Here is an 11956-nt window from a genome sequence, read left to right on the forward strand (position 1 = left end):
TCAGGGTTTCTGTTCGCGGAACCAGTCCGCTGCACCGGGATGCAGTGGAACGGGTGTGGTGGCGGCCCCGGTTCGCGGGTTGATCTGATCTGCTTCCGGGCGGTTCATCGACAGCGCCCGGGCATTCTCGAACGTGCTCGCCGTCAGGAAACGAGCCAAGTCGCGTGGAAACTCGTTGCGCACCAGCACGAACGTGGGAACGGCGAGGGTGCGACTCGACGCGATGTCCGGATACACCGTCCGTGAGATCACGACGCCGACGTACTCTCCGGGATAGGCGGCCCGTACGGCCTCGGTGTCGACGGCGAGATCGACGAATTCGACGGCTCGGCCCACCGCCGAGGCGTCTCTGACCAGCGAGTCGAGGGCCGGTGTCGGCATCGCGGTCAACGAGAAGACTGCATCCAGTTCGCCGGAGAGCAGTGCCCGGGCCGCGTCGTCCTGGCCGTAGGACAGTGGGGTGACGGCGAGCCCGGCCGAGTCGAGGAGTCGAAGCGCGGTGAAGCGGGTTCCCGATCCGGGGAGGCCGACCGCGACCCGCATGCCCGGTAGATCCTGCAGTGTTCGTACCGGCCCGTCGGCCATGACCGCGAGGTGCAGCACCGAATCGAACACCCGGAACAGTGCGGAGAAGTCCGAGACGAACGGTTTCGCGACGTCGGCGTTCACGAAACCCAGGTCGACGGACCCGGCCGTGAGCAGTGCCGCGTTGTCGACGGCCGCGTCGGTTTCGACGATGTCGACGACGTGGCGGGCGAGGGCGTCGTTCCAGCGCTCGGCCAGCGCGGTCCCCGTCTCACGGTAGGTCGCACCCGCCGGTCCCGTCGCGAACGTCAAATTGTCGACGGAGGGAACGGGCCGACTGGAACACGCAGGCAGCAGGGCTGCGAGACTCACGGCCGACACCCCGGCGAGCAGGGTCCGTCGATCGATCCTTCCGCTCACTCGTCTCCTATGTCCGAAATGTGAATGTCAGATCGACCTCAAATCTACGCAACTTTGTTGGTGTGACGGGCGCCACTGCGGAACATTGGCGGCATGGCTTCCACCACCGAGACGGGTGACACCGTCAAGCGCAAGCGTTTCTACCACCAGCTGTACTTCTGGGTTCTCGTCGGAATCAGCGTCGGGATCATCATCGGCCTCACCGCTCCCGGCGTGGCGTCGGAGATGAAGTGGATGGCCGATCTGTTCATCAAACTCGTCAAGGTGGTCATCGCGCCGACGATCTTCGCGACGATCGTCGTCGGCATCGCGGGGATGGGGAACCTGGCCAAAGCGGGTGGTCTCGCCTTCAAGACCGTCATGTACTTCAACGTCACCACCGTGTTCGCGCTGGCGATCGGCCTCGTCGTCGTCAACGTCCTCGGGCCGGGGCGTGGATTGACCTACGACGTCGCTTCCTTCGACTCGTCGGCGGCCGCGGGCACCATCGAGTCGGCCGGCGAAGCGAGCGGAACGGGACTGACCGGGTTCATCCTGAATCTGGTACCCGACTCGTTCGCGAGTGCATTCGTCGACGGAATGTTGCTGCAGGTACTGCTGCTGGCGATCCTCGTGGCCGTAGCGGTGACGATGCTCGGCACGCGGGCGGCACCGGTCGTCAGCGCCCTGGACACGTTCGCCAAGATCATGTTCGGCGTCATCAAGCTCGTGATGTGGGTTGCGCCGCTGGGTGCGATGGGCGGAATCGCGTTCACGATCGGCGAGCACGGCAGCGCGATCCTCGGTTCACTCGCGACGTTCATGGGTTCCTTCTGGCTCACGTGCATCCTGTTCCTGCTGTTCGTCCTCGGCCCCATCTGCAGACTCGCCGGGTTCAGCATCTTCAAGTACCTGCGGTACATCAAGGACGAACTGCTGATCGTGCTGGGCACGTCGTCGTCGGAGACGGTCCTTCCGCGGATGATGGCGAAGATGGAAGCGGCAGGCACACCGAAGCACGTGGTGGGCATGACCATTCCCACCGGCTACTCGTTCAACCTCGACGGCACCGCCATCTACATGTCGATGGGCGCGATCTTCATCGCCCAAGCCTTCGGTATCGACGTCCCCATCTGGACGCAGATCGGTCTGCTCGTGTTCATGCTGATCTCGTCGAACGGTGCTGCAGGCGTGTCGGGCGCAGGCCTGGTCACCCTTGCCGCGTCGTTGACGGCATTCGACTCGGTGATCCCGGTTGCGGGTATCGCGTTGATCGTCGGAATCGATCGCTTCATGTCCGAGGGCCGTGCGCTGACCAACCTGTCCGGCAACGGACTCGGAACGCTCGTCATCGCGAGGTGGACGGGCGAGCTCGATCGAGAACGCCTCGCCTACGTGCTGGACAACCCGAAGACCGTCGACGTCGACGACCTGTTGGATCCCGACGAGCCGGCCGACAAGGAGCTGGCGTCCTCGGGTGCAGCAGGCCGCTAGTGTCCGCGTGCGAGGTCCAGTACCAGTCTGGCCCCACCGAGCGGACTGTCGGTGAAGCGAGCTCGGCCACCGTGCAGTTCGGCCTGCTGCGCCACCAGGGCGAGGCCGAGGCCGGATCCACCCTTCGTCGCCGACGCCCCACGGTAGAAGCGCTCGAAGACGGAATCCCGCTCGGCGGGCGGGATTCCGGATCCGTTGTCGTCGAGGACGATCTGCACCGTGGACTCCGTCTCGGTCAGCGTGATCGCGACGTCGGTGGCCGACCCGTGGCGAACGGCGTTGATGATGGCGTTGTCCAGGGCGAGGCGGAGTCCGGCGGGCAGAGCGTCGACGACGAGCGACGGGGCCGATTCGACGCGGACCGTCAGACCCGGGTTCTGCCGCATCGCGTCCTGAGCGGCCACGTCGCAGATCTCGACGATGTCGACCGGGACGCGATCCTTGTCGCTGGACAGTTCACCGGACGCGAGTTTCTCGAGAGCCGTCAGAGTTGCTTCGACGCGGCCCTGCGTCCGCTGCAGATCCTCCAGGATCTCGAGTCGCTGCGGCGGCTCGAGGTCGAGGGTGCGCAGCACTTCGATGTCGGTGCGCATCGCCGTCAGCGGCGTCCGAAGTTCGTGCGCGGACACCGCCGCGAAATCCCGAGCGGTGCCGAGTGCTTCGGTGGTACGTGCCTGCGCGTCGCCGAGTCGTTCGAGCATGCCTGCGATGGCCACGGCCAACTCGTCGGACTCCTTCACCCCGGTCGAGGTGTCCGGCGACCTCGGGGGCTGCGCACTGACCTGCCGAGTCAGTGTCACGAGCGGTTTCACCGCGCGGCCGCCGAAGATCCAGCCGAGGCCCGTCGACGCGGCGATGGCGGCCAATCCGCCGAAGATGACCCACCGCTGTTGATCGTCGGTGATCTCCTGCGCCTCGGCGGCGGGAACGCCGATGGAGATGATGATGTTTGTCGCCGACACAGCCTCCGAGGTGTAGACGCGGAAACGGTCTCCTCCCACGTCGACGGTCTCCGAACCCTCGTCGAGCTTCGGCAGCTGCGTCGGAGTCGACGCGATGACGGTATCGCCGGTTCGGATCGTCACCGCGAACGCCCCTGAGCTGCCCAGCTGGTCGAGGAACAGTTCGAGGCTCGATGCACTGGGAATCAGAACCTGGGACGCCGTCGTCAACCGGTCGTCGAGGTTGCTCACGTTGTTGCGGGAGATGACCACGGAGGCGACGGTCGCGAGCGTCGCGACGACGATCGTCGCACCCAGTGCGGTCGCGACGGCCACTCGGGCGCGAAGAGAGAACCTCACGAGCTCGGCCGCAGCACGAAACCGACACCGCGCACGGTGTGCAGGACACGGGATTGACCGTCGACCTCGATCTTGCGCCGGAGATAACCGACGAACACGTCGACGACATTGGTGTCGGCCACGAAGTCGTACCCCCACACCAGCTCGAGCAGCCGCTCACGCGTCAGAACGACGCCTGCGTTCCTGGCGAGGACTGCGAGCAGTTCGAATTCCCGTTTGGTCAGATCCAGTTCGCGCATCCCGACGTGGGCGCGATGGCCCGGGATGTCGACACTCAGGCCGCCGACGGTGATGGCGGAGCTGGATTCGGGTGGCGCAGGTGCCGTAGCACGTCTGCGGAGCATCGCGCGGATCCGAGCGACCAGCTCGGCCAGGACGAACGGTTTGGTCAGGTAGTCGTCGGCGCCGGATTCCAGGCCGGAGATGCGATCGTCGACCGAGCTCCGAGCACTCAGCACACAGATGGGTACGTCGTTGCCCATCGCGCGGAGGGCTTTGACGACGCTGGCGCCGTCGAGGACCGGCATGTTGATGTCCAGGACCACCACGTCGGGCGATCGCTGGGAGACCGCGGTGAGCGCTTCGGCGCCGTCGACCGCGGTGATGACGGTGAATCCGGACAGGCGGAGTCCGCGTTGAAGCGAGGCGAGCACGTCCGCGTCGTCGTCGACTACGAGTACGGTGGCTGATTCGGGCACAGCTCTATCGTGCTATGCCGCCCAGCTCCGGACGGTCATCTCGCGCTCCTCGGGCGATTTGGCGAAGAATTCCTCGAGCGCACTGCGGCGTTCGCGATCGGCATCGAGCGTCCACGCCAGTTCAGGTGCATTGGCGTAGAGCTTGGCGTAGTAGGCGTCGAACGTGCACGTCGTGTCGATCAGCGACGCCGCTCCCGGAAAGATGGGGGTTGCTGTGTTTCTCATGTTTCCCAAGGTAGAAGGCTACTTTGGGGGCTCGGTGAGGCAAATGTGGGAGAACTGTGAGAAATGGATTGTCGAACAGTCCCGCGGGTATGAATACACGCATGACTGTGGTGTGGTTTCGACGTGACCTGCGAACCGGTGATCTTCCGACGCTGACGGCTGCGGCCGATTCCGACGGGCCCGTGCTCGGATTGTTCGTTCTCGACGACGTGCTGCTGAAGGCGTCGGGCGGGCCGCGTCGGGACTTTCTCTTCCGTTCGCTCGAGGCACTCGACGAGCAGTTGGACGGTCGGCTGCTGGTCGTGAAGGGTGATCCGGAAACCGTGGTGCCCAAGGTCGCGAAGGCCGTCGACGCCGAGGAGGTCCACATCAGCGCGGATTACGGGCCGTACGGGCGGTCCAGGGACGAGCGCGTCGGTGAACACGTGTCGTTGGTGTCGACGGGATCGCCCTACGCCATCGCCCCCGGCCGCGTCACCAAGAACGACGGCGAGCCCTACCGCGTGTTCACTCCGTACTTCCGGCAGTGGATGGAACACGGATGGCGGGGCCCGGCGGACACGTCGGCGAAAACCGTGTCGTGGCTCGACCCGTCGGATGTGAAGGGGCTTCCCCGACGCGTGAAGATCCCCACCGAAAAGGACGCGTCCGACGCGCCTGCAGGGGAGAAGGCTGCGTCCGACGCCTGGGCCGAGTTTCTGGAGCGAGTCTCGGACTACGACGACGAGCGCAACCGGCCGGACCTGGACTCGACCTCGCGTATGTCGGTCCACCTGAAGTACGGCACCATCCACCCGCGGACGATGCTGGCTGACCTCGGAAAACTGCGCAGCGAGGGGTCCGCGTCGTACCGTCGCCAGATCGCCTGGCGAGACTTCTACGCGGACATTCTGTTTCAGCGCCCGGACAGCGCGCGGGAGAACTACGACAAGAAGTTCGACAAGATCGAGCTGGACACCAGCAAGCACGCCCAGGAGCTGTTCGACGCGTGGAAGGACGGCAAGACCGGCTTCCCCATCGTCGACGCCGGTATGCGACAGCTGAATTCCGAGAACTGGATGCACAACCGGGTCCGCATGATCGTGGCGTCGTTCCTCGTCAAGGATCTGCATCTGCCGTGGTGGTGGGGAGCGCGATACTTCCTGGACCGATTGGTCGACGGCGATCTGGCCAGCAACCAACACGGCTGGCAGTGGACGGCAGGCACGGGAACCGATGCGTCCCCGTACTTTCGTGTGTTCAACCCGATCACCCAGGGCGAGAAGTTCGACCCCACCGGTGATTACGTACGCCGCTGGGTTCCCGAGCTGCGCGGGGAAGAAGGCAAGGCCGTGCACACCTTGAAGTTCGGACGCCCCAAGGATTACCCCGACGCCATCGTCGACCACAAGCACGAGCGAGAGGTCGCGATAGCCCGGTTCAAGGCGCTGTGACGCTCACCGTCGGCGAGAGAGCCCGACGCCGACGAGGCAGACGACGCCGCCCAGCACTGCGAGGATGTGCGGAACTTCGTTCAGCAGGGCCCAGCTCAGCGCAACGGTGATGGGTGGGACGGCGTATGTGGTGATGCCGAGCCTGCCTGCATCCATTCGGGTGAGCGCGTAGGCCCACGTGGAAAACGCAAGCGCTGTCGGAACGAGGCCGAGGTAGAGCAGACCGCCGGTTGCCTGGGCGGATGCGTCGGCCAGGTCGTCGAGCAGGGCCGGGGCGAACGGGAGAGTGCACAGGGCGCCGATCGCGCAGGCCATCCACGTGACCTGGAGGCCGGGCACGCTGCGCAGCACCGGTTTCTGGCAGAGCACACCGATTGCGTAGGTCACCGCGGAGACGAGGCACAGTGCGATGCCGAGGGCATCCGCGTCGGTTCTGACGGTGTCGGTGGTGGTCACGGCAGTGACGACACCCACGAGCACGGCCCCGGAGAACGCGATCGCCGCGCCGATCACGAGCCACCGCGGAAAGCCCTCGCCGAGGAGGAGTCCGGCGAACAGGGCAACGAGAATCGGGCCGATCTGAATGATCATCGAGGTGGTGCCTGCATCGACGCGTTGTTCGGCGGCGTTGAGGGCCACGTTGTAGATCGCGAACCAGAACACCCCGACGCTGAGGATCTGGATCCACTGGGTGCGGGTAGGTCTGACCCAGGTGCGTTTCGCCAGGAGAATCAGCCCGAGCGCGCCCGTGCCGATCAGCAACCTGCCGAGCGCCAGCGGACCCGCTCCGAACGACGTACCGACTCCCCGAATCGCGACGAACGCCGACGCCCAGGACACCACGGTGACCGTCACCGCTCCGAGCGCAAGCCAATCCGTCTTCTTCGTCACTGCGACATCGGTCATGGCATGAGATTACGGCGAGCGGACCGCCTGGGGCGCGCGGATTTCGGACAACCTTGCTCGTTTTCCTGCCCTCACCTACGGAGTAGCTTCTCCAGCGCATCCAGAACCGCTGGATCCTCGATGGTCGACGGCACCCCGTACTCCTCACCTGCGACGATCTGCCGCATGGTCTTGCGCAGGATTTTCCCGGACCTCGTCTTGGGAAGCGCACCGACGATCGTCACGTCCCGGAATGTCGCGAGTGCGCCGATCTGGTCACGCACCATCGCGACCAGTTCCGTGCGCAAGCGATCCTCCTCGATGGTTTCGCCCGCCTTGAGGACCACGTACCCGCTCGGCCGCTGGCCCTTGAGGTCGTCGTGAATTCCGATCACCGCGCATTCGGCCACCGCGGGGTGGCTCGCGACGACGGCTTCCATCGATCCTGTCGACAGTCGATGTCCCGCAACGTTGATCACGTCGTCGCTGCGACCGAGGACGTACACGTACCCGTCGGCGTCGATGTAACCGGAATCGCCGGTCAGGTAATTGCCGGGGAACGTGTCGAGGTACGAGCGCTGGAAGCGGTCCTCGTCGTTCCACAATCCCACCAGGGTGCCGGGAGGCAGCGGGAGTTTCACGACGATGTTGCCCTCGGTACCGGCGTCGACCTCGGCGCCGGCAGCGTCCACGATCGTCACCTCGAAACCCGGTACCGCGACGGTCGGCGAACCGGATTTGATCGGAAGCGGCTCCAGCCCGCGGAGATTCGCCGCGATCGCCCAGCCGGTCTCGGTCTGCCACCAGTGGTCGACGACGGGCCGGTCCAGGGTTCGGCTGATCCACTCGTAGGTATCGGGATCCAGTCGCTCGCCCGCGACGAACAGTGTCTCCAAGCTCGAGACGTCGTACTTCTTCAGTTTCTCGGCGTGCGGATCCACCTTGCGAATGGCGCGTAACGCCGTCGGGGCGGTGAACAATGCTCGCACACCGTGACTTTCGATGACCCGCCAGAAGGCCCCGGCGTCGGGAGTGCCGACGGGTTTGCCTTCGTAGAGAATTGTTGTCGCACCTGCCAGCAGTGGGCCGTAGACGATGTAGGAATGCCCGACGACCCAGCCGACGTCGGACGCCGTCCACATGACCTGACCCGGACCGACGTCGTAGATGTTGTGCATCGACCATCGCAGTGCGACGGCATGGCCACCGTTGTCGCGTACGACGCCTTTGGGTTTTCCGGTGGTCCCCGAGGTGTAGAGGATGTAGAGCGGATCCGTAGCCTTCACCGGAACTGGTTGCGCCGGTGACGCTTCGGCCATCTCGGCATCCCAGTCCAGCCATCCGTGATCGCTCGGAATCCCGTCGCGGCTCTTGACGATCACCGTCGGCGACGAGGACAGAGCGAGCGCCTTCTCGACGATCGGGAGGTACTCCACGACCCGTCCCGGCTCGAAACCGCCACTCGCCGTCACCACCAGCACCGGTTCGGCGTCGTCGATCCGCGCCGCGAGCTCCTTCGCCGCGAATCCGCCGAACACCACCGAATGCACCGCACCGATTCGCGCACACGCCAGCATCGCCACGGCTGCCTCGGGAATCATGGGCAGGTACAGAATGACGCGGTCACCCTTCCCCACACCGTTGCGCACGAGAACTCCCGCGAACAGCGCCACCTCGTTCAACAGCTCGGCATAGGTGTATCGGCGCTGCGTACCGGTCATCGCCGAGTCGTAGATCAGCGCGGTACGGTCCCCGTCGCCCGCATCCACATGCCGATCGAGCGCATTGACACACGTATTGAGCACGCCGTCGGGGAACCAGCGGCCATCGAACGCCGTCGTCGGAGCACTGACCCAATCGATCCCCTCGGCCGCGTCCAGCCAGAAACCCTCACGATCGGACCTGGCTCTGTCGAATGCTTCTCGATACTCGCCGCTCATGTCCCGAGCCTAGTGCCACGAATTGCCCGATACTTTTCGAATCGGCGGGATCCCGAGTAATTGCACAGTATCGGGCAATCCATCGCATCGGATCTGTCGGAGGTATGCGCCATCATGCGCGCATGGGGGTACTCACCACGAAAGCGCAGCTGATCGCGCAGGGACTCAGCGTCAGCACCATCTCCCGTCGGAGCCGAAGCGGCCGGCTCACTCGGCTGCTGCCGGGCGTGTACGCGACGGAGAAACCGGGCTACATGGACCTGTGTCGCGCCGTCGCTCTGTGGAAACCGGACGCGGTCTTCAGCCATTCGACCGCGGGTTGGCTGTGGGGCCTGGTAGAGGCGGAACCGCGCTCGGTCGAGGCGACCGTTGCACCCAACGCGCAGGTCCGGTCACCCGATTGGGTCGTGCTACGCCGACGTGCACTTCCTGACGTGCAAAAACTACGGGGGCTGCACGTCGTGTCGATCGAGCAGGCGTTCGTCGACCTCGCGGCAACGATGCCGACGGCCGAACTCGAGAAGTTCTTCGACGACGCCGTCGGCACGCACATTCCTGCGCGCCGGCTGGCGGCGTTCTGCGATCCCGCCAAGGGGATGGACGGAATGCAGGCCCTACGCACACAACTCCGACGGTGCTGCCCCGGCACGTTCTCGGAAGCGGAGCGCGTGGTGGCGCGCGCATTGACCGCACGCAATCTGTTCATGGACATCAACGCGAGAGTCGGACCGTACTACGGAGACCTCGTCGACTTTCGTGCGCGCGTCATCGTCGAGATCGACGGGCGCGAGTTCCACAGCACAGGTGCGGTGTTCACGAGCGATCGCCGACGCCAGAACGCGCTGGTCCTCGACGGGTGGCTGGTGCTGCGATACTCCGTGGCCACCGTCATGTCGGACCTGGATGCCGTGGTGGAGGAGATCGTGTCGGTGGTGAAGCGTCGCCGTCGGTCGATCGACGCCGACCGGACATCCCACGCGTAATCGGTGGCGGCATGAATTGCCCGATACTTCTCGATACGACGGAATCCTGCCGACTCGCGGAGTATCGGGCAATCCGTTGCAGCGGACGGCGTCGGTGGCAAGGCCGCGTAGACGTCGACCCCGTGGCCATAATGATTCCGTCAAGATCCTGGCGACGCGGTGGGGGCGGATGGAGACTCGCTGATGTGACTCTTTTCGAGATGCTGCCGTCTCTTCGTAATGCAGGCCGACCACGATTCGATTCGGAGTTGTGGCCGTCGGGCACGGGTTTTCGTGATGGGCGATTGATGGTCGACGGGGTGTTCGTCGACGATTTCGCTGATTGCGAGGGCACGCCGGCGCGGTTGGGTTGTGTGGTGGTGACGCGGGTGAGATCGGTGATTGCCGGGATCGTGCGTGTCGATGCCGTGCTCGGGTGCGTGGAGGTCGCCGATATCGCCAACCGCCATTCGGTGGTGGGTCGGCAGTTCTTCGCGATGGGCGACGCCAAGGTGGAGCTTCCGTCGGATGTGCGGGCCGGTGACCTACTGGCCTTGATTCCCGAGGCCCAGGCGTCGGTACCGGGCGAGGCGTGAGGACACGCGGTCGTCGTCGGAGCTGATGTTGCGCAGTTCTCGTGCGATGGCCCCGGCGATGCGGATCGAGAAATCGACGGGTTCCTCTGCTGCATCGGGGTGTTCGGGCACGATGGCATCGACGATGCCGTCGCGGAGCAGGTCCACGGACCGAATGCCTTGTGCCTCGGCCATGTCCGACGCATGTGCTGTGTCGCGGTGAACGATGGCGCTGGCGCCTTCCGGCGGAAGCGGTGCGAGCCAGGCGTTCTGTGCGCACAAGGTGCGGTCGGCGGGCAGCAGGGCGAGGGCGCCGCCGCCTGTTCCCTGGCCGAGGAGAACCGACACCGTCGGGGTGTCGACGGTCACGAGATCGCTGATGCATCGGGCGATCTCGGGTGCGATCCCGCCTTCTTCCGCTTCCTTGGACAGTGCTGCGCCGAACGTGTCGATGACGAGGACCAGAGGAATGCGGAGCTCCTCGGCCAGTTTCATTCCACGCCGAGCCTGACGCAGCGCGCCTGGTCCCATCGTCGCGGTGATGCTGTGGCTGCTTCGGTCGTTGCCGAAGACCACACAGGAGATTCCTCGGAATTTGCACAACGACAACAGGATCGTCGTGTCCGACTCGCCTTGGCCGGTGCCGCTGAGCGGGACCTGTTCGCTGGCTGCATGTTCGAGGAGTTCCCGCACGCCCGGCCGATCGGGGCGACGTGAGGATTCCACGGAATGCCACGCGGAACGATCAGGGATGTCGCCGACGGTGGGAGCCGGGTCGAGGTGGTGGGCTGTCTCGCCCTCGTGGCTGACGACGCGGAGCGCGCGGACCATGAGGTGTCTGAGGCTGTCCACGGGAACCACACCGTCGATGACGCCATGGTGGTAGAGGTTCTCGGCGGTCTGTACGCCTTCGGGAAAGGGCTTGTCGTACAGTGCTTGATAGACGCGCGGGCCGAGAAATCCGATGAGCGCACCGGGCTCGGCGAACGTGACGTGAGCGAGTGATCCCCAGGATGCGAAGACGCCCCCGGTCGTCGGATTGCGGAGATACACCAGGTACGGCAGGCCGGCTTGTTTGTGCAAGGTCACCGCACCCGCGATCTTCACCATCTGTACGAACGCGAGGGTGCCCTCCTGCATGCGAGTCCCACCCGACGTGGGCGACGCGATCAGCGGGAGGTTCTCCGCGGTGGCGCGCTCGATGGCAGTGGCGATTCGTTCGGCGGCCGCCACGCCGATCGACCCGGCCAGGAAAGCGAACTCGCACGCAATGATGGCCACCGGCCTGCCGTCGACCAGTCCCTGTCCGGTGAGAACGGACTCGTCGACGCCGCTCTTGTCTCGGGCTTTCGCCAAGTCGGCGGCATACTTCGGGCCGGGGGAGACGTCGATCGGCGCACGATCCCACGACACGAACGATCCGCCGTCGAGAACTGCATCGAGTATCTCGGCGGCGGACGTCCGTGTTGTCATGAATCAGAGCCTAATCGGGTCGTTCCTGCAGGCTCCACTCCCGGAT

11 protein-coding genes are annotated in these 11956 nt (G+C 65.2%); 4 read left to right on the forward strand and 7 right to left on the reverse strand.

The features are described 5' to 3' along the window. Window positions 1-945 (reverse strand): TAXI family TRAP transporter solute-binding subunit, encoded by a 945-nt coding sequence (locus CH290_RS08185; RefSeq protein WP_033190704.1) that lies wholly within the window; start codon window positions 943-945, stop codon window positions 1-3. Between the two features lie 93 nt (window positions 946-1038). Here CH290_RS08185 and dctA point away from each other — a divergent pair, with 93 nt between their 5' ends. Continuing rightward, the gene (gene dctA / locus CH290_RS08190; RefSeq protein WP_033190705.1) at window positions 1039-2418 is read left to right on the forward strand and encodes a C4-dicarboxylate transporter DctA; all 1380 of its coding nucleotides are present in this window, start codon (window positions 1039-1041) and stop codon (window positions 2416-2418) included. On the opposite strand, the gene CH290_RS08195 is transcribed toward dctA, so the two are convergent. Genes CH290_RS08195 through CH290_RS08205 form a run of 3 tightly spaced genes read right to left on the reverse strand, consistent with a single transcriptional unit; the run spans window position 2415 to window position 4642 of the window. Next, on the reverse strand, window positions 2415-3695 hold the full coding sequence (locus CH290_RS08195) for a sensor histidine kinase (protein ID WP_019664384.1): 1281 nt from the start codon (window positions 3693-3695) through the stop codon (window positions 2415-2417). The genes dctA and CH290_RS08195 overlap by 4 nt on opposite strands. A 20-nt stretch (window positions 3696-3715) precedes the next feature. Beyond that, complete coding sequence (locus CH290_RS08200) at window positions 3716-4417, reverse strand: response regulator transcription factor (RefSeq protein WP_019664385.1); 702 nt, start codon at window positions 4415-4417, stop codon at window positions 3716-3718. A gap of 12 nt (window positions 4418-4429) precedes the next feature. Next, a complete protein-coding gene (locus CH290_RS08205) occupies window positions 4430-4642 on the reverse strand; it encodes a hypothetical protein (protein ID WP_019664386.1) in 213 nt (70 codons plus the stop codon). A 101-nt stretch (window positions 4643-4743) separates the two neighbouring features. Here CH290_RS08205 and CH290_RS08210 point away from each other — a divergent pair, with 101 nt between their 5' ends. Continuing rightward, entirely contained in the window at window positions 4744-6075 is a 1332-nt protein-coding gene (locus tag CH290_RS08210; RefSeq protein ID WP_033190706.1) for a cryptochrome/photolyase family protein, read from the forward strand. 3 nt (window positions 6076-6078) lie between these two features. On the opposite strand, the gene CH290_RS08215 is transcribed toward CH290_RS08210, so the two are convergent. Beyond that, complete coding sequence (locus CH290_RS08215; protein WP_033190707.1) at window positions 6079-6981, reverse strand: DMT family transporter; 903 nt, start codon at window positions 6979-6981, stop codon at window positions 6079-6081. Window positions 6982-7052: 71 nt separating this feature from the next. Further along, on the reverse strand, window positions 7053-8900 hold the full coding sequence (locus tag CH290_RS08220) for a propionyl-CoA synthetase (protein ID WP_033190708.1): 1848 nt from the start codon (window positions 8898-8900) through the stop codon (window positions 7053-7055). 122 nt (window positions 8901-9022) lie between these two features. Between CH290_RS08220 and CH290_RS08225 the strand changes: the two genes are divergently transcribed. Next, the gene (locus tag CH290_RS08225) at window positions 9023-9883 is read left to right on the forward strand and encodes a DUF559 domain-containing protein (RefSeq protein ID WP_033190709.1); all 861 of its coding nucleotides are present in this window, start codon (window positions 9023-9025) and stop codon (window positions 9881-9883) included. A gap of 185 nt (window positions 9884-10068) precedes the next feature. After that, a complete protein-coding gene (locus tag CH290_RS08230; RefSeq protein ID WP_141216208.1) occupies window positions 10069-10458 on the forward strand; it encodes a hypothetical protein in 390 nt (129 codons plus the stop codon). Here CH290_RS08230 and CH290_RS08235 read toward each other — a convergent pair. Continuing rightward, window positions 10408-11910 (reverse strand): carboxyl transferase domain-containing protein, encoded by a 1503-nt coding sequence (locus CH290_RS08235; protein WP_033190711.1) that lies wholly within the window; start codon window positions 11908-11910, stop codon window positions 10408-10410. The genes CH290_RS08230 and CH290_RS08235 overlap by 51 nt on opposite strands. Between the last annotated feature and the right edge of the window lie 46 nt (window positions 11911-11956).

The sequence above is a fragment of the Rhodococcus sp. 06-156-4 genome (genome assembly GCF_002259345.1).
Taxonomy (GTDB): domain Bacteria; phylum Actinomycetota; class Actinomycetes; order Mycobacteriales; family Mycobacteriaceae; genus Rhodococcoides; species Rhodococcoides fascians_E.